Source organism: Thioalkalivibrio sp. ALM2T (genome assembly GCF_000381505.1).
GTDB lineage: Bacteria > Pseudomonadota > Gammaproteobacteria > Ectothiorhodospirales > Ectothiorhodospiraceae > Thioalkalivibrio > Thioalkalivibrio versutus.
The window spans coordinates 1-19,566 of sequence record NZ_KB906571.1 but is presented as its reverse complement, the minus strand read 5'-3'; the positions used below and the strand labels follow the sequence as shown (position 1 = coordinate 19,566).

At 66.2% G+C, this 19,566-nt stretch carries 17 protein-coding genes, 1 tRNA gene and 4 pseudogenes; 12 read left to right on the top strand and 10 right to left on the bottom strand.

From position 1 onward, the window contains the following. Position 1: 1 nt before the first annotated feature. A complete protein-coding gene (moaD, locus tag F816_RS0112825) occupies positions 2 to 235 on the bottom strand; it encodes a molybdopterin converting factor subunit 1 (protein WP_018951590.1) in 234 nt (77 codons plus the stop codon). A 45-nt stretch (positions 236 to 280) separates the two neighbouring features. Here moaD and moaC point away from each other — a divergent pair, with 45 nt between their 5' ends. The 5 genes from moaC to F816_RS0112800 all read left to right on the top strand — a co-directional run bounded on the left by moaC (position 281) and on the right by F816_RS0112800 (position 4,502). Continuing rightward, positions 281 to 769: a cyclic pyranopterin monophosphate synthase MoaC gene (gene moaC / locus F816_RS0112820; RefSeq protein WP_019595069.1), complete on the top strand. Its 489-nt coding sequence runs from the start codon at positions 281 to 283 to the stop codon at positions 767 to 769. After that, the gene (locus F816_RS0112815; protein WP_019595068.1) at positions 766 to 2,946 is read left to right on the top strand and encodes an AsmA family protein; all 2,181 of its coding nucleotides are present in this window, start codon (positions 766 to 768) and stop codon (positions 2,944 to 2,946) included. The genes moaC and F816_RS0112815 overlap by 4 nt, the downstream gene beginning before the upstream one ends. 51 nt (positions 2,947 to 2,997) lie before the next feature. Further along, a complete protein-coding gene (gene mutY / locus F816_RS0112810) occupies positions 2,998 to 4,056 on the top strand; it encodes an A/G-specific adenine glycosylase (RefSeq protein WP_026333274.1) in 1,059 nt (352 codons plus the stop codon). Then, on the top strand, positions 4,040 to 4,315 hold the full coding sequence (locus F816_RS0112805) for an oxidative damage protection protein (RefSeq protein WP_038032041.1): 276 nt from the start codon (positions 4,040 to 4,042) through the stop codon (positions 4,313 to 4,315). Before mutY ends, F816_RS0112805 begins: the two co-directional genes overlap by 17 nt. Positions 4,316 to 4,426: 111 nt before the next feature. Then, positions 4,427 to 4,502 (top strand) — tRNA-Phe (locus F816_RS0112800). A gap of 135 nt (positions 4,503 to 4,637) precedes the next feature. On the opposite strand, the gene F816_RS0112795 is transcribed toward F816_RS0112800, so the two are convergent. Together F816_RS0112795 and F816_RS0112790 are read right to left on the bottom strand one after the other, a co-directional pair. Then, positions 4,638 to 4,898 carry a helix-turn-helix domain-containing protein gene (locus F816_RS0112795; RefSeq protein ID WP_019595066.1) on the bottom strand — a complete coding sequence of 87 codons (261 nt, stop codon included), beginning with the start codon at positions 4,896 to 4,898 and terminating at the stop codon, positions 4,638 to 4,640. 1 nt (position 4,899) lies between these two features. Next, entirely contained in the window at positions 4,900 to 5,181 is a 282-nt protein-coding gene (locus F816_RS0112790) for a type II toxin-antitoxin system mRNA interferase toxin, RelE/StbE family (RefSeq protein WP_019595065.1), read from the bottom strand. A 165-nt stretch (positions 5,182 to 5,346) separates the two neighbouring features. Between F816_RS0112790 and def the strand changes: the two genes are divergently transcribed. Next, positions 5,347 to 5,883, top strand: a complete 537-nt coding sequence (gene def / locus F816_RS0112785; RefSeq protein WP_026333273.1) for a peptide deformylase — start codon at positions 5,347 to 5,349, stop codon at positions 5,881 to 5,883. A 3-nt stretch (positions 5,884 to 5,886) separates the two neighbouring features. Here def and F816_RS14745 read toward each other — a convergent pair. Continuing rightward, a pseudogene (locus tag F816_RS14745) lies at positions 5,887 to 5,985 on the bottom strand (polyketide cyclase/dehydrase); the annotation flags it as partial. A gap of 72 nt (positions 5,986 to 6,057) precedes the next feature. On the opposite strand from F816_RS14745, the pseudogene F816_RS14740 reads away from it, so the two are divergent. After that, positions 6,058 to 6,644, top strand: a pseudogene (locus F816_RS14740) (DUF3427 domain-containing protein); the annotation flags it as partial. A gap of 21 nt (positions 6,645 to 6,665) precedes the next feature. Here the strand turns inward: F816_RS14740 and F816_RS15155 are convergent. The 6 genes and pseudogenes from F816_RS15155 to F816_RS0112755 form a co-directional block, all read right to left on the bottom strand. After that, positions 6,666 to 6,911, bottom strand: a complete 246-nt coding sequence (locus F816_RS15155; RefSeq protein WP_369773439.1) for a hypothetical protein — start codon at positions 6,909 to 6,911, stop codon at positions 6,666 to 6,668. Next, positions 6,839 to 7,000, bottom strand: a pseudogene (locus tag F816_RS15015) (UDP-glucose 4-epimerase GalE); the annotation flags it as partial. The pseudogene F816_RS15015 and the gene F816_RS15155, both read right to left, overlap by 73 nt. 90 nt (positions 7,001 to 7,090) lie before the next feature. Beyond that, positions 7,091 to 7,627: pseudogene (locus F816_RS14160) on the bottom strand (integrase core domain-containing protein); the annotation flags it as partial. Between the two features lie 84 nt (positions 7,628 to 7,711). Beyond that, entirely contained in the window at positions 7,712 to 8,086 is a 375-nt protein-coding gene (locus F816_RS14155; protein ID WP_019595060.1) for a nucleotidyltransferase family protein, read from the bottom strand. A gap of 66 nt (positions 8,087 to 8,152) precedes the next feature. Next, positions 8,153 to 9,133 (bottom strand): UDP-glucose 4-epimerase GalE, encoded by a 981-nt coding sequence (galE, locus tag F816_RS0112760; protein WP_019595059.1) that lies wholly within the window; start codon positions 9,131 to 9,133, stop codon positions 8,153 to 8,155. 43 nt (positions 9,134 to 9,176) lie between these two features. Continuing rightward, on the bottom strand, positions 9,177 to 9,953 hold the full coding sequence (locus tag F816_RS0112755; RefSeq protein WP_019595058.1) for a YdcF family protein: 777 nt from the start codon (positions 9,951 to 9,953) through the stop codon (positions 9,177 to 9,179). 251 nt (positions 9,954 to 10,204) lie between these two features. Between F816_RS0112755 and F816_RS0112750 the strand changes: the two genes are divergently transcribed. The 5 genes from F816_RS0112750 (at position 10,205) to prsT (ending at position 18,716) form a co-directional block, all read left to right on the top strand. After that, complete coding sequence (locus F816_RS0112750) at positions 10,205 to 10,852, top strand: XrtA/PEP-CTERM system exopolysaccharide export protein (protein WP_019595057.1); 648 nt, start codon at positions 10,205 to 10,207, stop codon at positions 10,850 to 10,852. Positions 10,853 to 11,011: 159 nt separating this feature from the next. Next, positions 11,012 to 12,406, top strand: a complete 1,395-nt coding sequence (locus F816_RS0112745; RefSeq protein WP_019595056.1) for a TIGR03013 family XrtA/PEP-CTERM system glycosyltransferase — start codon at positions 11,012 to 11,014, stop codon at positions 12,404 to 12,406. A gap of 7 nt (positions 12,407 to 12,413) precedes the next feature. Beyond that, positions 12,414 to 14,462: an XrtA/PEP-CTERM system histidine kinase PrsK gene (gene prsK / locus F816_RS0112740; RefSeq protein ID WP_019595055.1), complete on the top strand. Its 2,049-nt coding sequence runs from the start codon at positions 12,414 to 12,416 to the stop codon at positions 14,460 to 14,462. Between the two features lie 61 nt (positions 14,463 to 14,523). Further along, positions 14,524 to 15,861 carry a PEP-CTERM-box response regulator transcription factor gene (gene prsR, locus F816_RS0112735; RefSeq protein ID WP_018144846.1) on the top strand — a complete coding sequence of 446 codons (1,338 nt, stop codon included), beginning with the start codon at positions 14,524 to 14,526 and terminating at the stop codon, positions 15,859 to 15,861. An 11-nt stretch (positions 15,862 to 15,872) separates the two neighbouring features. Then, positions 15,873 to 18,716: an XrtA/PEP-CTERM system TPR-repeat protein PrsT gene (prsT, locus tag F816_RS0112730; RefSeq protein WP_231363408.1), complete on the top strand. Its 2,844-nt coding sequence runs from the start codon at positions 15,873 to 15,875 to the stop codon at positions 18,714 to 18,716. Positions 18,717 to 19,566 lie beyond the last annotated feature (850 nt).

Below are 19,566 nucleotides of genomic sequence, written 5' to 3'. Positions count from 1 at the left end.
CCTAGCCCCCGGTCACCGGCGGGAAGTAGGCGACCTCGTCGCCATCGCGCACCGGGGTCTCCAGGCTCGCCTGTTCCTGGTTGACCGCGGCCATCAGGCGTTCGGGGGGGGCATCCTGGTGCAGGTGCCGCCACAGCTCGCCGACGGTCAGGCTGTCTCCGGGCAGCGCCACATCGTCGCCCTGGCGGCCCAGTTCCTCGCGCAATCGCGCGAAATAGTGAACGCTTACGGTCATTCCGGCCCCTGTAAAGATAACTGCGAGTCAAGCATTATAGCCGGCATGAACGAATTCACTCACTTCGATGCCGAAGGCCATGCGCACATGGTCGACGTCGGCGAAAAGTCCGTCACCCATCGCGTGGCGATCGCCGAGGGCCGGATCCACATGCAGGCGGATACCCTGCAGCGCATCCGCGAAGGCCGCCATGCGAAAGGGGACGTCCTGGGTATTGCCCGCGTGGCTGGCATCATGGGGGCCAAGAAGACCGGCGACCTGATCCCGCTTTGTCACCCGATCGGACTGACCCGGGTGGCCCTGGATCTGGAGACGGAAGACACCGCCGTGCGCGTGCAGGCCACCTGCGAGGTGCACGCCCAGACCGGGGTGGAGATGGAGGCGCTGACCGCCGTATCCACTGCGCTGCTGACGGTTTATGACATGTGCAAGGCCGTGGATCGCGGCATGCAAATTGATGGTGTTCGCCTGCTCGAGAAACGCGGGGGCCGCAGTGGCACCTGGCGGGCCGAACCGAAAGGAGATTCCGAATGAAATGGATCAAGCGCCTGCTGGGCCTGATCGCCGTACTGATCCTGCTGGCCATCATCGTGGCCGCCTACCTGCTGATCACCTTCGATGCGAATGACTACAAGGAGCGCATCGAAGCGGAGGTGCAGGAGGCGACCGGTCGCGAACTGACCCTCTCCGGGCCGATCGGCCTGACCCTGTTCCCCAGCCTTGGGCTGCGTCTGGAAGAGGTGCGCTTCGGCAATGCCGAGGGCTTTGGCGACGAGCCGTTCGCCGAGGTCGACGTGGTGGATGTCGCGGTGGCGGTGATGCCGCTGCTGCGCCGCGAACTGGAGGTCCAGCGCGTGCAGGCCGACGGCGTGCGCCTGAACCTGGCGCGCGACGAACAGGGCCGCAACAACTGGGACGACCTGCTGGATCACGCGGGTGCTGCCCGCGACGACGCCGTGGGTGCGGATGACGATGAACGCACCACGACCGAGACCCGGCTGGCCCTGCAGCGCATCGACGTGGCCGGGATCTCCCTGACCAATACCCGGGTGCACTGGGATGATCGCGAGACCGGCATGCAGGCCACCCTGGACCCGTTCGAGCTGCAGATTGGGCGCTTCCGCCCGGGCGTCGAGACGCGGCTGGATCTGGAAGCGGTCGTGCGCGTCGAGGGCGGCGATCTGGCCGAACCCGTGGAGCTCGCGCTTGACCTCGGCGGGCTGATGAACGTCGACCTGCTCAACGAGCGCTACTCCGTGCGTCGTCTGAACGCCACCCTGGGCCTCGACGGTGGTGGCTTGCCGCGCGCCGTGGGCATGACCCTGGAAACCGATGTGGCCCTGGAAATGGCCGACGCGATGTCCCTGCGCCTGGAGCGTCTGACGCTGGGTGTCGCTGGCGTGCGCATGACCGGGTTTGCCGAGCTGTCCGAGCTGGATGGCGAGCAGCCTCAGATCCGTAGCGAGATGCGCACCAACACCTTCAACCTCAAGGACGTGTTGACGGACCTGGGAATGGACGCCCCCGAAACCAGCGATCCGGATGCCCTGGCCCGGGTTGCCCTGGACCTGTCCGCCCACGGCAGCTTCCAGGCGTTGAACATGGACCCGTTCCTGATCACCGTCGATGACGCCATGCTGAGCGGTTCCGCGGGCTGGGATGGTCGCGGGGAACGCCCGCTGATTACCTTCGATGTGTCCGGCGAGCGCCTGAATCTCGACCGTTATCTGCCGCCGGAAGTGGAAGAGGCGCGCACGGAGAACGGTAACGGCGAGCGTGATGCCGACGAGGATATCGCTATCGAATTGCCGCTGGAGGCCCTGCGCAGCGTCGACGTGGATGGCAGCGCGGCGCTGGGCCGCCTCGACGTGATGGGCATGGTCCTGCGCAACATCGAGCTGCAGATCCGCGCCGAGGCCGGTGACTGGAATATCCAGCCCCTGAATGCCGAGGCCTACGACGGCGAGCTGAGCAGCCGCCTGCGCCTGGACGCGCGCCACGATGCCCCGCGCTACGAGCTGGCGGCCGACCTGCAGGCCCTGGATATCGGGGCCCTGCTGGAAGACTTTCAGGGAGACGATGCGCGCCTGATGGGTACCGGCAACCTGGAGCTGGACATCGCCACCCGGGGCGAGCTCCTGAGCGAGCTGAAGGGTGCCCTGAACGGCTCCGGCAACATGCGCTTCGAGGATGGCGCGGTTCGCGGCATCAACGTCGCCCAGATCATCCGCCGGGCCGAGGCGCGTCTGCGCGGCGAGCAGCTGGAAGAAGACGAGCCCAACCAGACCGATTTCAGCGAACTGACCGGCAGCTTCACCATTCGCGACGGCATAGTGCGCAACGAGGACCTGGCGGCCAGCTCGCCCCTGCTGCGGGTGAGCGGCGAAGGCCAGGCCGACCTGAACGACGACACCCTCGACTACCGCGTGAATAGCACCGTGGTCGGCACGCTAGAGGGCCAGGGCGGCCGGGAACTCGACGATCTGCGGGGCGTAAGGCTGCCGATCCGCATCAGCGGCACGTTCACCGACCCGAGCTTCCGTCTCGACCTGGAGGACGCCCTGCGGGACCGCTACGAGGACGAGGTCCGCGAACGCGTGCAAGAGGAAGAGGATCGTGTCCGCGAACGCCTGGACGAGGAAGAAGAGCGCGCCCGCGAGCGCATCGAGCAGGAGTCCGACCGCCTCCTGGATCGCTTCCGCAGTCGCTGATCACCCGCGGCGCCCGCCCCCGGTGCGGGTGCCGCCATGTTCGATTCGCCCATGAACGCCTTCGCCGAGCGGCTGCTCGCCTGGTTCGATCGCCACGGTCGCCAGGACCTGCCGTGGCAGCATCCGCGCACGCCCTATCGGGTGTGGGTCTCCGAGATCATGCTGCAACAGACCCGGGTGGAGACCGTCGTCCCCTACTTCCTGCGCTTCATGGAGCAGTTCCCCGACGTGCAAAGCCTTGCCGCGGCCCCGCAGGACGCCGTGCTGCACCAGTGGTCGGGGCTTGGCTATTACGCCCGTGCGCGCAACCTGCACCGCGCCGCACAGGTGGTGGTCGAGGAACACGGGGGCGTCTTTCCCGTCGAGCGCGAGGGCCTGGAACAACTGCCGGGCATCGGCCGCTCCACCGCCGCCGCCATCGTCGCCCAGGCGCACGACGTGCCCGAGGCCATCCTGGACGGCAATGCCAAGCGCGTACTCGCCCGTCACGCAGCGATCCACGGCTGGCCGGGCAGTACCGCCGTCCAGCGCGAACTGTGGGCCGAGGCCGAGGCGCGTACCCCTGCCACACGCTGCGCAGATTACACCCAGGCGATCATGGACCTGGGCGCCCTGCTCTGTTCTCGCAGCCGCCCCGCCTGTGAAGCGTGCCCGGTGCACGCGGACTGCGGAGCCGCGCAGCAGGGCCTGACCGGCACGCTGCCTTCGCCCCGGCCGCGCCGCGATCTGCCCACACGCACGCGTTGGGCCGCCTGTCTGCAGGCGCCGGAGGGTATCGCGTTGATCCAGCGCGAACAGGACGGCATCTGGGGCGGGCTCTACAGCCTGCCCGAGGCCGAAACCGCCGAGGCCCTGGAAGACTGGGTGCTCGTTCAGTGGCCCGGTGCCGCCCCGTCCGGTGCCGATCACGGGCTCCAGCACAGCTTCAGCCACTACCGCCTGGATCTGCGCATTCGGCCCTTCGACCTCCCGGCTGGCGCGTGTGGGATCATGGAAGGCAACAGGGTGATTTGGTATAAACCCGGCACATCACGGGCGGTCGGCATCCCGGCCCCCATCCAGCGTTATCTGCACGACGACAAGGATCCCGGCAATGGCACGAACCGTTAACTGCGTGAAACTCGGCAAAGAGGCGGACGGGCTCGACTTCCCGCCTTATCCCGGCGAGATGGGCAAGAAGATCTACCTGAACGTGTCCAAGGAGGCCTGGCAGGCCTGGCTGAGCCACCAGACCATGCTGATCAACGAATACCGCCTGACCCCGGTCGACCCCAAGGCGCGGAAGTTTCTCGAAGAGGAAATGGAGAAGTTCCTGTTCGGCGACGGTTCGGAAAAGCCGGAAGGTTTCGTCGACCCGAACGCCTCCTGAGTCGCAGTTTTCCGCGGCTCGTATCGATCCGGCGGCCCCGCGCGCTTGACGTGGGGCCGCCGGACGGCTTTAATACCGCCCTTCGTCCGCAGGACGATTCCCCCGAAGTATGGCCGGGTAGCTCAGTCGGTAGAGCAGGGGATTGAAAATCCCCGTGTCGGCGGTTCGATTCCGTCCCCGGCCACCATTATTTTTCCCGTAGCACCATCCGCCCCATCAATAAGCGTTGGCCGTGTCTGTGTATGGGCCGCCCGACCTGCGTCGCGTCTGCATGTGATCGGGTACTTGATCCGACGTTGAATGTCTCTGAACCGCCTGATGGCTATGCGGCCGATTCATGCTCGACATCCCAGCCCGGGAATACGAGTACGGCGGGGTGGCAGCGCAGAGCCCTTGCCAGGACCTTGGCGCGATCAACACCGAGACGTACACGGTCATTCTCGATGGCCGAAATGGTGGACTGCGGGATGCCGGAAGCATTCGCGAGGTCGTTCTGGCTCATTTCCTGAAGCTCACGCAGGATCCGAACCGACTCGCCAACCGAAACTTCGACCCTTTTCTTTACCTTGCGATAATCACTCATGTCACGTCCTCCCGTAATCGTGGGGAGTCACCTTCTCGACCTGTATAAGAACCTTGTTCTTCTCCACCCGGTAAATGACACGGTACTGGAGGTTCAGACGAGACGACCGGAAGCCCTTCCACTTGCCCGCTAAAGCTTCGTCGTTGAAGCCTCGAATCTGCCGCAACCCCTGCGGACCGGAGATGGTGACAATGTCCTTCCACTTCTCATACCGCTTCTGAACTTCAGCAGGTGCCGCTGCAAGGCTCTTCTCCACCCGCTTGTGCTCATAGACATCCCACATACTAAATAGAGTATGTATGCTAAATATGGTATGTCAAGTTCGATATCCCGACGCGGGTTACGAATACGGCAAGGTGGCAGCTAGGAAGGTGCGTTTCCTCTTCTTCTGAGGGCGGTCCAATTCTGTCCCCGGCCACCATTATTCCCCCTGTGGCACCATCTCCCCATGAGTCTTCGCCCTATCCTGCGCATGGGACACCCCGACCTGCGTCGCACCTGCGACCCGGTACCCGAATCCGATTTTGACAGCCCCCGGCTGCACGCCCTGGTGGACGACCTCGTCGACACCATGCACGCCAACGAAGGGCTCGGCCTGGCCGCCGCCCAGATCGGTGTGCCTCAACGCGTTGCCGTGATCGAGATCGAGCCCGGCAACAGCCGCTACCCCGATGCCGTGCCCACCGGTCGCCTGGTTCTCGTCAACCCGGCCGTGACCGTGCTCGACCCGACGCCGCAGCGCTACTGGGAAGGCTGCCTCTCCGTACCCGGCCTGCGTGGCGAAGTCGCGCGACCGCGGCACATTGCCGTGGACTACCGCGAGCCGGACGGAACGCCGCGCCATCTGGAGACCGAAGGCTTTCTCGCCACCGTCTTCCAGCACGAGATCGACCACCTCGACGGCAAGCTCTACATCGACCGCGTCACCGACACCACGCGGCTCGCCTTCCTCGACGAATACCGCGAATTCCACGCCGAAGCGTAGGCCTCACGCCCGGTGGAGGTACGGCCAGGCGTTGCGCACTACCGCCGCCCCCAGCGCGTCCAGCAGCGGGTGGGCAGCCAGGCCGAGCAGGCCATCGGTTAAGGATCATGGGGTCAGACCTTGCCTTTTGCCCCTTATACGGCGGCAAAAGGCAAGGTCTGACCCCTGCGATGAATGGACGATTGCATCCGCGAACAACGCCCCCTTTACCGGGATCTCCAGGAAGTTGCCGCTTGGCGGCGCGAGCGCTGGTCCTGGCCAGCGGCATCACCTTCCCAAAGGAGACCGGTCCCCTGGAGGTGCACGCCTCCTACACCCGCGAGCAGATCCGGCTGGCCCTGGGGCTCGGCAGCCTAGAAAATCCCATCACCCAGCAGGAGGGTGTCCGGCACGTACCGGAACGGCGCGTGGATGCGCTGTTCGTCACCCTGGAAAAATCCGAGCAGGAGTTCTCGCCTACCATCATGTACGAGGACTACGCCCTCAACGAGCGGCGGTCCCACTGACAGTCGCAGTCCGGCACTTCACCCACCTCTCAGACCGGGCAGCGCTACATCCACCACGAAGAGCTCGGCTACACCCCCATGCTGTTCATTCGGCGCGCTAAACGTGATGTGACTGGCCTCAGCGAGCCACTCACCTTCTGTGGCCCGGTTCGCTACCAGAACCACGAAGGTAGCAAGCCGATGAGCATCGGCTGGGAGCTGGATTACGAACTGCCCGCCCGGCTCCTGCACCTCGCCCGTCGGATGGTCCTGTAACGCGGTTTCGCTGGACCGCATTCAAAGCGGGATTCCCTCGCTTTCGATTTCCTTGCGCAACTCGTCGCTGACCTCGGTCATGTCAACCAGGTCGAAGGTGTAGAGGGTGCGCAGGTCCTCGATGTGCTCGCGGAGTCGGCCCCAGTCGCTGATGGAAACCTCCCTTCCGGGGAGTACTGCGAGGGCGATGCGGATCAGGCTGGCTGTGGCGCGGTCTTCTGTTCCCAGGCGAGGGCGTGGCGGACGATGAGGTCGAGGTCGGCGTATTGCGGTTCCCAGGCGAGGGTCTGGCGGATGCGGCGCGCGTTGGCCATCAGGGCGGGCGGGTCGCCATCGCGGCGCGGGCCGAGGGTGACGAATAAGGATCCTGGGGTCAGACCTTGCCTTTTGCCCCTTATACGGCGGCAAAAGGCAAGGTCTGACCCCTGCGATGCCACTCTAGAGGTTTCCGGGTGGTGTAGCTGTCGATACTCGACAGGCGTCAGGTCCCCCAGCGCGTCGTGAGGGACGGTTTCGTTGTAGTCCTGCAGCCAGCGCTCCGTGTGCTCGCGGACCTCCGTCAGCGTGCGGAAGACATACAGGTCGAGCACTCCACGGCGGTAGCTGCCATTGAACCGCTCGATGAACCCGTTCTGCATCGGTTTTCTCGGCTGGATGAAGCTCAGTTCCACACCGCGTTGCTCAGCCCAGTCGGCGATGGCCGCCGAGACGAACTCGGGGCCATTATCGAGCCGGAGCTGCTGCGGATAGCCCCGCCAGGCCGCGATACGTTCGAGCACCCGGATGACGCGCGGGGCCGGTAGATTGAGATCGATCTCCACGGCGAGGGCCTCGCGGTTGAAGTCGTCGACGACGTTGAAGGTGCGGAAGCGACGACCATCCCAGAGAGCATCGGACATGAAGTCCGCTGACCAGCACGCGTTCGGGGCGTCGGTCTCGGCGAGTGGCTGGTGCTCGCGGGGAGGCAAGCGTCGCTTGCCTTTGTTAAGGATCATGGGGTCAGACCTTGCCTTTTGCCCCTCCCGTTATACGGCGGCAAAAGGCAAGGTCTGACCCCTGCGATGACGTTATACGGCGGCAAAAGGCAAGGTCTGACCCCTGCGATGATTGCACTCGCTTTCGATTTCCTTGCGCAATTCATCACTGACCTCGGTCATGTCAACCAGGTCGAAGGTGTAGAGGGTGCGCAGATCCTCGATGTGCCCGCGGAGCCGGCCCCAGTCGCTGATGGAAACCTCCCTGGCCGGGAGTACGGCGAGGTCGATGTCCGAGTTCCACCGTGCGGTGCCGCGCGGCCAGGACCCGAACCAGAACACCTGTGCGTCTTTTCCGAACTCTTCGCGCACGAGTTCCGCAGCCGCATGGGCGAGGTGGTTCACGCGTTCGCGGGGCGGGAGTGCCTCTGCCGTGTTTCCGGTGTTGGCGTGGAGGGTCGATGCCATGTTTCGGACCGCCTTGGGCTTTGGCTCGACTATAGCATTCGGCCCTCAATGCCTGGGAGATACGGATCAGGCGGTCTCTAGTGCAGTCTTCTGTTCCCAGGCGAGGGCGTGGCGGACGATGAGGTCGAGGTCGGCGTATTGCGGTTCCCAGGCGAGGGTCTGGCGGATGCGGCGCGCGTCGGCCATCAGGGCGGGCGGGTCGCCTTCGCGGCGCGGGCCGAGGGTGACGGGGAAGTTCACGCCGCTGGCGCGTTTCACGGCGTCGATGACCTCAAGCACGCTGTAGGCGTGGCCATAACCGCAGTTGAGCACCTGCGAGGCACCGCTGCCGTCGAGGTGTTCCAGGGCGCGGACGTGGGCGGCGGCGAGGTCCTCGACGTGGATGTAGTCGCGTTCGCAGGTGCCGTCGCGGGTGGCGTAGTCGGTGCCGAATACGGTGATGCCGTCGCGCTGGCCGGTGGCGGCCTGGCAGGCGACCTTGATCAGGTGGGTGGCGTCGGGGGTGGCCTGGCCCCGGCGGCCTTCGGGGTCGGCGCCGGCCACGTTGAAGTAGCGCAGGCTGACGTAGCGCAGGTCGGAGGCGGCGCCCAGGTCCATCAGCATGCGCTCGGACATCATCTTGGAGGCGCCGTAGGGGTTGATCGGCTGTAGGGGGGCATCCTCCGCGACCGAGACGGTGTCGGGGATGCCGTAGACGGCGGCGGTGGAGGAGAACACGAAGTAGCGCACGCCGGTGGCGGCGCAGGCCTCCAGCAGGTTGAAGGTGTTGCGGGTGTTGTTGCCGTAGTACTTGAGCGGGTCGGTGACCGATTCCGGCACGATGATGTGCGCGGCGAAGTGCAGCACGCCGTCGAAGCCGCGTTCGAGCGTTTCTTGCAGGCGCCGGGTATCCGCCAAGTCGCCGACGACCAGCTCGGCATCCCCCACGGCCCATGCGTGCCCGGTACTGAGGTTGTCGTACACGGTGACGTCGTGCCCGCCCCTGCGCAGATGCTGCAGGACATGGCTGCCGATGTATCCGGCGCCGCCTGTTACCAGCAGATTCATCCGTCGCCCCTCGGTTGTGATGGGTTGGGGCTGGCGGGGCGCGTCAGGGGTCCGGCGGTGCCGGGCGACGGCCGTATTGCCAGCGATACCACAGAATACCGAGGTACTCGTGCATGGCGAGCCAGCTGGTGCGCATGGCGTTAGCCTGGGGTTTGAAGGCGCCTAACGAGAGCCTCGTGTCGTGGGCGACGAAGGCGCCGGTCGGGGCCGGGATGGCCTCCAGCCCGGCGCGCTCGAATGCCGCAGTGGCGCGCGGCAGGTGGTGCGCATGGGTGACGAGCAGGACGCGTTGCATGCCGCGTTCGTGCAACAGCGCGGCCGAGTGCCGGGCATTGCCTTCCGTGTCCCGCGCACGGGTTTCCTGCCACACCGGACTGACGCCGAACTCCTCCAGGACCTCGGCCATCCAGCGGGCTTCCGGTTCCCGGTCCTCCGGGCCGCCACCGGTGGCGACCACGGGGAGTCCGGTTTGCCGGTGCAGGGCGGCGGCGTAGCGCAGTCGCACCAGGGCCAGGTCGTTGACCGTTTCGCCGGAGAATTCCACCGCACCACTGCGATACCCGGCGCCGAGCACGACGATGGCCTCGGCGTGTTCCAGCGCGGCTGTGTCGGGCGGCGAGTAGGCGGCCTGCAGCGGGGCCATGAGGGCGTGACTGACGGGCGGGATGCTGAATGCGTAGGTCAGGAGCAGCCCGCCGGTCAGCAGGGCCTTGCCCGCCAGGGTCCGGTACAGGAGCAGGCCCGCCAGGGCCAGCAGGAGCGGCCCGCTGGGCGGGAGCAGAAACCAGTCGGCAAGGAAACGGAGAGACAGAAACTCCACGGGACACTCCTGTTCGGTGGAGGTAGATGGCCCGACGTCTCCGTAACACGAACGTTAGTCCTGGAGCGCCGGGAATGAAGACCTTACGTGGACTCTGTTCATACCCGAGGCCTAACATCAAGTTGCTTGTGGAATCCGGTATTCCCGGTAAGCGTAGCCAGTTTCCGCGACCTTTTGGGGTGCGGTGCGGGCCCCGTTCCCGGTCGGGTGAAGCCTCTAACAACCGCCAGAATCTCCAAGGGGGAGTCGTGATGTCCCTGATCAATGCTCCAAAGGCCGGGTCGAAGTCCGGGCCAAGGTTCGGCTTCGTCATCCTGCTGCCGGCCTTGTTGCTGGCAGGCTGTGCCACGACGGATTACCCGGAGGCCCCGACCTCCATCGAGCGCACGGTGATCGAGCAGTACATCATCGGTCCCGGCGATTCCCTGCAGGTATCCGTGCGCGGCAACCCGGACCTTTCCACTGGCGTGTCAGTACGCCCCGACGGGCAAATTACGACCCCGCTGGTCGAGGATGTCCAGGCGAGCGGGCAGACGCCCACGGAGCTGGCTCGTGTGATGGAGGAGGAGCTGTCCCGCTACCTGCGCGATCCGATCGTCACGGTGATGGTGACCGGTTTTGCCGGGCCCTATAGTCGCCAGATTCGCGTGATCGGGCAGGCCGCCGCGCCGCAGGCGCTGCAATATCGCGAGGAGATGAGCGTGATGGATGTGATGATCGCGGTGGGCGGCATCACCGAATTTGCTGCCGGAAATCGCGCAGTGATCGTGCGTAACGAGAATGGCGAGCGCAAGCAATATGGGGTGCGCCTGGACGACCTGGTCAACGGTGGCGATATCTCGGCCAACGTGGACATGCTGCCCGGTGACACGCTGATCATTCCTGAACGACGCTTCTGACGAACCCGGAACGGGGGGCCGGTTTCCGGGTGGGTGGGCCTTTGAGGCGCCACCCGGGAACGACCGCCCCCATTGATCGGGCTCGGGGACGGTACCCATGGATCCCCTGAAAAGGACGAACAACTCTTCTGTGTACGCGCCTCGGCGAGGGGGCTAGTCGTGCGCATCTTCGGCCACTACATCCGCCGCCGCGTCCTGATGCTCGCGGGCGCGGAGCTGCTCGTGGCGTATCTGTGCCTGTATGCGGTGCTGACCCTGCCGCCCTTCCAGCCGGAGGCTCTCAGCCTGTTGGACCCCCAGCTGATGGTGGCGACGCTGGTCGTCCTGGTCGTCCTGACTCTCGCCGGCCTGTACGAATCCGACTACCTCGCGACCCACAGCACGCTGCGGTCGCTGCTGCGCCTGGTTCCGGCCATCCTGGTTGTGGGTGGGTTGCTGCTGGCCTATGGCGCCATGGTCCCGGCCGCGCTGTTTTCGCCGATCGCAGTCGGCGGCGGCGTGCTGCTCCTGCTGACCGGTCTGGTCGCCGAAAGGACCCTCTGGCGCAACTTTTCCGAGGCGGATGCCTTCAAGCGCCGGGTCCTGGTGCTGGGCACCGGCAGCCGGGCCTGCGCGATCGACACGATCCATCCGGACAAGTATTCGGAAGAGTTGCCGTACCGGGTTATCGGGTACATCGCAACCGAGGGCGAGAAGGATTGTGCGCGCGATCCGGGACGCCATTTCTTGCTCGGGAGCGATGCCAGCCTGCTGGACATGGCCCGCGAGCACCGAGTACACGAGATCGTGGTCGCGATCCGCAATCGACGCCACAACCTGCCGATCGGGCAGCTGCTTGAGTGCAAGCTCAACGGGGTTGCCGTTACCGACGTCTCGAGCTTCTTCGAGCGCGAACTGCAGAAGGTCCAGCTGGACTCGCTGAACGCCAGCTGGTTGATCTTCGGCGAAGGCTTCCGGCAGCACTGGACGCGCAACGCGGTGAAACGGACGTTCGATGTGCTGGCCAGCGCCACATTGCTGGCAGCGACCCTGCCGGTGATGCTGGCCACCGCCCTGGCGATCAAGCTGGAGAGTCGCGGCCCGGTGTTCTACTGGCAGACTCGTGTGGGTCAGGGGAACGTCCCGTTCGAGGTCTGCAAGTTCCGCAGCATGCGCGAGGACGCCGAGGTCGATGGCGTCGCGCGCTGGGCGGTGCATGACGATGACCGCATCACCCGTGTTGGGCGCATTATCCGCAAGCTGCGCATCGACGAACTGCCGCAGGTCATCAATGTCTTCCAGGGCAGCATGTCGTTTGTCGGACCGCGCCCGGAGCGACCGGTGTTCGTCGGACAGCTCACCGAGCAGATCCCCTATTTCCCCGCGCGCCACACCATCCGTCCGGGGATCACCGGCTGGGCTCAGGTGCGGTATCCCTACGGGGCCTCGGTCGAGGATGCGCGGCAGAAGCTGCAGTACGACCTGTATTACGTGAAGAACCACACCCTGTTTCTGGACATCCTGATCCTGTTCGAGACCGTCAAGGTTGTGCTGTTCGGCCGCGGGGCCCGCTGAATCCGCGATGCTGATGCCCCTGGCCGCGACGAGCTATCTGACGGCGGCACTTGCGTTCCTGGTCCTGGCCGTTGTGACCGTGGTGCGCTGGCGCAATCGCCCATCGGCCCTGTGGATGGTGCTGGCCTCGCTGCTGTCGGTGGGATGGGCGGGATATCTGGGCTTTCTGGCCTGGCACTACGGGACCAGTGCTGCGATCTCCGGTGGGGTGATGGAGGTGGCGCGCAATGCCGGTTGGTTTGCGGTGTTGCTGGCGCTGCTTGCCGGCAGTGGCAGCCGCCCCGGGGTCGAGCCGCGTGCGTTGCGCTGGTGGGGGGCGGCCACCACGGCGTTCCTGCTGTTCATCCTGGTGCCGATGCTGTGGCCACAGTTGCTGGGTGCCATCTGGCCGGGGCTGGCAACCCTGTTGATGGCGATTGCCGGACTGGTGCTGGTGGAGCAGGTCTACCGCAACACGCCGCCGCAGAATCGCTGGGAGATCAAGTTCCTCTGCCTGGGCCTGGGTGGCCTGTTCGCGTTCGACCTGTTCCTGTTTGCGGATCTGGTGCTGTTCCAGACGATCGACAGCCCGTCCTGGCAGGCCCGCGGGTTCGTCAACGCGCTGGTGGTTCCGTTGCTCGCGGTCGCGATGAGCCGGCGCCTGCCGCACCGCGAGGGGCCCACGGTGTCCCGCCATCTGCTGTTTCACACCGCGTCGCTGTTCGGGGCCGGGCTGTATCTGCTGGCGGTCGGGGGCGCGGGGTATTACCTGCGCCACCACGGGGGCGATCTGGGCGCGCTGCTGCAGGTCACCCTGCTGTTCGGGGCCGTGCTGCTCCTGGCGATCGTGCTCTTTTCCGGCAGCGTCCGCGCCCAGTTGCGCGTCTGGCTGGCCAAGCACTTCTTCAACTATCGCTACGATTACCGCCAGGAGTGGCTGCGGTTTACCGGCACCCTGGCGCAGACCGACCACGAGACCCCGTTTCGCCAGCGCGCCATCCAGGCCATTGGCGAGCTGGTCGAGAGTCCGGGCGGATTGTTGTGGGTTCGTCGGGACGACAGCACCTTCGCCCTCGACGGGGTCCTGAATCTGGGCCAGCCGGATTATCCGTCAATGGAACCGGACGACCCGCTGGTGGCGTTTCTGACGCACTCCGGGTGGGTGATCGATATTGACGAGTTCCGCCGCGATCCGGCGTTCTATCACGGGCTCGATCTGCCGCAGTGGCTGGTCGACAACCCGCGCCACTGGGCCGTGGTGCCGCTCCTGAAAAGCGATGGTCTGGAGGGCTTTGTCGTGCTCGCCCAGCCGCGGGCACGGCACCGTATCGACTGGGAGGAGCGCGACCTCCTGAAGACCGCGGGCCGTCAGCTGGCGGTCTACGTGGCCCTGGTGCAGACCGACGAGGCGCTGCTGGAGGCGCGTCAGTTCGAGACCTTCCACCGGCTGGCGGCGTTTCTGGTCCACGACCTCAAGAACGTATCGGCCCAGCTGTCCCTGATCAGCTCCAACGCCGAGCGTCACCGCGATAACCCCGAGTTTGTGGCGGACGCCTTCCGCACCGTCGGCAACGCACGCGAGCGTCTGGAACGCACCCTCGCCCAGTTGCGCAAGGCGCAACCGGGTGCCGACAGCCCGCGTCAGGCGATCGACATGGACGCCCTGCTGCGCGAGGTTGCGGGCGATAGCCGCGAGATCCATCCGCTGCCCCGAGTGGCGATCGACACGTCCGCGGAGGTCCTCGGAAACCGTGACGCCCTGCGGAATGTACTGCTGCACCTGGTGCGGAATGCGCAGGAGGCCACACCGGATAACGGCGATATAACCTTGACCCTGAAAACCCGGGATCAATGGGTCATTATCGGAATCGAGGATAACGGGTCCGGCATGGACGAGGACTTCGTTCGTCGGCGGCTCTTCCGTCCGTTTCAGACCACCAAGGGAAACGCCGGCATGGGTATTGGGCTGTACGAGGCCCGCGACCTGGTGGTCCGGATGGGCGGGCGGATCGATGTTTCCAGCCGCGTCGGCGAGGGGACCACCTTCACGTTGCGCCTGCCGCAGTACGGCGCATGACAACCCTCCCCGCCGTCCACCATCACGTCCTCCCCGGGCCGGGTGCAATGTAATGGAGTCGATGCTCAAGCTTCTGATTGTCGAGGATGACACCGGCCTGCAAAGCCAGTTGCGCTGGTGTCTGGACGGCTACGAGATCCTCCAGGCCCAGGATCGTGCCAGCGCGATGTCCCACATGCGTCGCCACGAGCCCGAGCTGGTCACGCTGGACCTGGGTCTGCCCCCGGACCCCGCAAACGCCACCGAGGGCCTGGCACTCCTGGAGGAGATCCTGGCGTTCAATCCCGGGGTCAAGGTGATCGTGGTCACCGGCAATGATGATCGCGAGAACGCCCTGAAGGCCGTTGCCCTGGGGGCCTACGATTTCTATATCAAGCCCGTGGACGCCGAACTCCTGCGTCTGATCGTGGACCGCGCCGCGCGGCTGTACGAGCTCGAGGAGGAGAATCGGCGCCTGGCCCGTGGCGGCGTCTCTTCGCTGTCCGGGCTCATCACCGCGGATCCGCGCATGCTTCAGGTCTGCCGCATGGTGGAACGCGTAGCGCCCTCCGACGCGACGGTGCTGTTGCTGGGTGACAGCGGCACCGGCAAAGAGGTCCTGGCGCGCGCCGTCCATGACCTGAGCAACCGCGCCAAGGAGCGCTTCGTTGCGATCAACTGCGCCGCGATCCCCGAGAACCTCCTGGAAAGCGAGCTGTTCGGCTACGAGAAGGGCGCCTTCACCGGGGCTACCCGCCAGACTATCGGCAAGATCGAACACGCCGACAAGGGCACGCTGTTTCTGGACGAGATCGGCGATCTTCCGCAGAGCCTGCAGGCCAAGCTCCTGCGCTTTCTGCAGGAGCGCACGGTCGAGCGCCTGGGCGGGCGCAACGAGATCCCGGTGGATGTGCGCATCATCGGTGCGACCAATCAGGACCTCCAGGCGCTGATCCGCTCGGGCGATTTTCGCGAGGACCTTTTCTATCGCATTAGCGAGATCGCCATCGACATCCCCCCGGTACGCGAACGTCAGGGTGACGCAACCCTGTTGGCGCATGCGCTTCTGGAACGCTTCGCCCGCGAGCAGGGCAAACCCCGCCGCGGCTTCACTGCCGATGCGCTGCGGGCGATCGAGGGCCACAGCTGGCCCGGTAACGTGCGCGAGATGGAGAACCTGATCCGGCGCGCCGTAATCATGGCCGACGGCAATCTGGTGACTGCGGAGGACCTCGGCTTGCAGGACCGGGATCAGGATCCGCCGCCGGAGCGCCTGCGCGAGGCCCGTGACCGGGCCGAATATCAATCCGTAATCAAGGCGATGGGGCGCACGAACGGCAACATCGCCCAGGCAGCCGACACCCTCGGCATTACCCGTCCAACGCTCTACGGCCTGCTCGACAAGTACGGGCTCAGATGAGGAGCACCATAGTGACTACCCGATACATGCAAGAAGACGCCGGGCTCGCCCGGCCCCGCCCCATCCGGATACCGAACGGGCGGCTGAAGCCCCTGGCCCTGGCCGTGGTGCTGGCCACCGGTGTGGGTCTGGCCGGCTGCGACCAGATTGGGGCGGGCAGCGAACAGGACTACCTCGAACGCGCCCAGGCCCTGCAGGAGAAGGGCGACTACCAGGGCGCGCGCATCGAGTACCGCAATGCCCTGCAGCTGAATACCGATGCCCCCGCCACTCGGCAAAGGCTCGGGGTGGTGTACCTGCAGTTGAACAACCCCGAGGAGGCGTTGCGTCAGCTGGAGCGGGCGCAGTCGCTCGGGATCCCGGACGCTCAGGTGGCGTTGCCGCTGGCCGAGGCGTGGTTCGCGACCGATCGTTTTGGGCGCATCCGTGAGCAGGAGGTTCCAGAGGACCTGGCGGCGGAGGAACGGCCGCGGCTGCACGCCTTGCGGGCCGTCGCCTTCGCGGCCGTCGGCGAGCGCGAGGCGGCGGAAGTCGAGCTGGCGCAGATTGGAGAGCGCGAGCAGGAGCCGCTACAGGCCCTGGCGCATGCCCACCTGTCGATGGCCCAGGGCGATGCCGAACACGCGATCGCATCCCTGGAGCAGGCCCTTGACCTGCAGCCCGAGCTGGGACAGGCCTGGAGTCTCCTGGGCGAGTATCGGCGCATCATCGGCGACCCCGAGGGTGCGGAAGAGGCCTTCAGCCGGGCCATCGAAGTCCGCCCGGCCTCGGGGCGCGATCACATGGCGCGGGCGATGGTGCGTCTGAATGCCGGTGATTACGAGGGTGCGCGGGCGGATGTCGACGGCCTGAAGCAAGGCGGCTCATCGCATCCGGGCGTGCATTATCTGGACGGGATGCTCCTGATGGAGCAGGAGCGGCATAGCGAAGCGCGGGCGAGTTTCGAGCAGGCCCTGGCCGGCAATCGCTCCTACAGCCCGGCGCTTCTGGGCCTCGGCCTGGCTCATCGCAGTCTCGGCAACATGGAGCAGGCCGAACACAACCTCAATCGTCATGTTCAGGAGAGCCCCGGATCGCTGCAGGGGATTCGTACGCTGACCGCGGTCTATCTGGAACAGGATCGCGTGGAGGATGCCCTGCAGTTCGTGGCGCGGGCGAGCCGTGACTACACCGGCGAGCCGGCCGACATGGCCGAGCTGCGCGGGCGACTGCTGCTGGTTGCCGGCGATTCCGAAGCCGGCATCGATGCGTTGCGCGACGCGGCGGCGTCGAGCCCGGGTTCGCAGGGTCTCCAGGAATTGCTGGCGGTGGCGCTGCTCCGGGGCGGGGAGACGGAAGAAGGTCTGGATGCGCTGCGCGCCGCCGGAGGCGGCGAGGCCTCGGCCCAGCAGGTGGATACCACGCTGGTGCTGTACCTGTTGCAGACAGGACGCTACGACGAGGCACTCGAGCGGGCACAGCGTCTGCAGGAGCTCCAGCCGGAAGCGGCCGGTCCGTTGAGCCTGCAGGGCGCCGCCCTGATGGGGCTGGGGCGAACCGACGAGGCCCGGGCGGCCTTCCGCGAGGGCGTCGCGCTGGACCCGGACGATATATCCGTGGCGATGAACCTCGCTGGCCTGGAACTCCAGGTCGGCAATCGCGGGGCGGCGCGCGAGGTGCTGGAAGCGATCCAGGAGCGCGACCCGGGGCATGCCCGTTCGGCCCAGCGCCTGGCCAACATGAGCCTGCAGGATGGCGACCGCCAGGGGGCGGCGCGCTGGCTGCAAACGGCCATCGACTCGCAGCCCGAGTTGCTGCCGCCGCATCTCACCCTGGCCCAGATCCAGCTTCAGGGCGGCCAACCAGAGCAGGCCCTGCAGACGCTCCTGGCCGCGCGCGAGCATCACCCCGGGAATCCGGACCTGCTGTATGCGCTGGCGGACGTCCAGCAGAGTCTCAATCGTCCGGATGCCGCGGTGACAAGTCTCGCGGAGGCCGTCGAACAGGCGCCGGACAACGTGAACCTGCGTCTCGCCCTGGCCCGCGCACATGCACAGGCCGGCGACGAGGCCGCGACCGAGAGCACGCTTCGCGAGCTCCTGGAGCAGCAGCCGGACCACTACCGGGCCCGCCTGCTGCTGGCCCGGGGCCTGCTCAATCAGGACCGCATGAGTGACGCCGAGCCGCATCTGGCGCGCCTGGAGGAGCGTTACGAGGACCGCAGCGAGGTCCAGGCCTTGCTGGGCCGCGCGGCCATGCAGCGGGACGACCCAGCCGCCGCCGTGCAGCATTACCGGGCCGCCCTGGCGGACCCGGGTTCGCAGCGTCGGGACTGGGTGCATGCACTGGCGGAGGCGCAGCGCGAAGCCGGGGATGGCGATGCCGGACGGGCCACGCTGGCCGCCTGGCTGGACCAAAATCCGCAGGACCTGGCGACATGGCATATCCACGCGGCGCAGCAGATGGCGGCGGACGACCGGTCCGGAGCGGTGGATTCGTACCGTCGGATCGTCGAGCAGGATGGCGACGATGTGATTGCGCTCAACAACCTCGCATGGTCGTTGCGCGAGAGTGACACCCGGCAGGCGCTGGAGCATGCGCGCCGGGCCGCCGAGCTGGCACCGGAGGCGGCTCCGGTGCTGGACACCCTGGGTGTGGTGCTGATCCACGCCGGTGAGCCTGCAGAGGCCGCAGACATCCTGGGCCGTGCCAGCGAGCTTGCCCCGGATGATCCGGGCATTCAGTACCACCTGGCCTGGGCGGAAAGCGAACAGGGCGAGCGCGAAGCCGCCGCTGAACGCCTGCGTCGCCTGCTGGAGGTGCACGACCAGTTCCACCAGCGGGCAGATGCCGAGGCGCTGCTCGGTCGCCTGTAGGCCCTGCGGAACCGGTCGATCAAGGGGGCTGCCGAGAGCAGCCCCTTTTTTGTGTGCGTCAGCCTGGCCGCCGCATATCCATCCGTCCGGCCTGCCCTGTAATCCAGGGCCGGCTCGGACATTGCTTCGTTGTCTGGTTTCTGATGGCTGCGCCCGGGCGGGGGCCTTGCTCGCGGCGGTCGGCTGGGCCCGCTACCGGATGTCGGTGGGGATGAGCCCATGCCTCTATTTCGGGGTCGGGTTATCCGTCCCTTCGACCAACGGCCCGTTGCCATACCCATGGAGCCTCCGTAGGTGCCTGGAAGAGGTTCATGAATGTGCCGGCATCGCGTTGATGCACTGTGTATTCCGGCCCGGCCCGGCCCGGCCCGGCTCGGCTCGGCGCGCAGTCCGGTCGCGGTGTTGCCAGTCCCTTTTTGTCTTCTTCGGGGCGCAGCGGGGCTCGGAAAGGTGGGGGATGGGGGCGCCATCCCCACACGCCATCGAGCGACGGGGCTTGAGTCGGCTTTGCTTGCTGAGGGCGTTGCGGTTCGCGGGATGAAGCTTGGCTTCGCATCGCTCACCGCGCCTTGTCAGCGAGCAAAAGGGCCTCAAGCTCGAGAGGGTGTATCAGTCAGTAGGCTCGGTCGACATCCGAAGGCGGTCGAGCATCGGTCCGGGCTGGCGCGGACCCGAAACTGCGCGGTCGCCGGATGGTTGCCGGCGGTGACGGAAGAGGGGTGGCCGGTGCGCACTGAGAGTCACTGAAAACTGCGGTACTGGGCCCGGATCGCGGAACAAAAAAAGGGCTCCCGGAAGGGAGCCCTCAACTCGATGCCCCGGGGGGAGGGCCATCAAGACTAGAAATCGT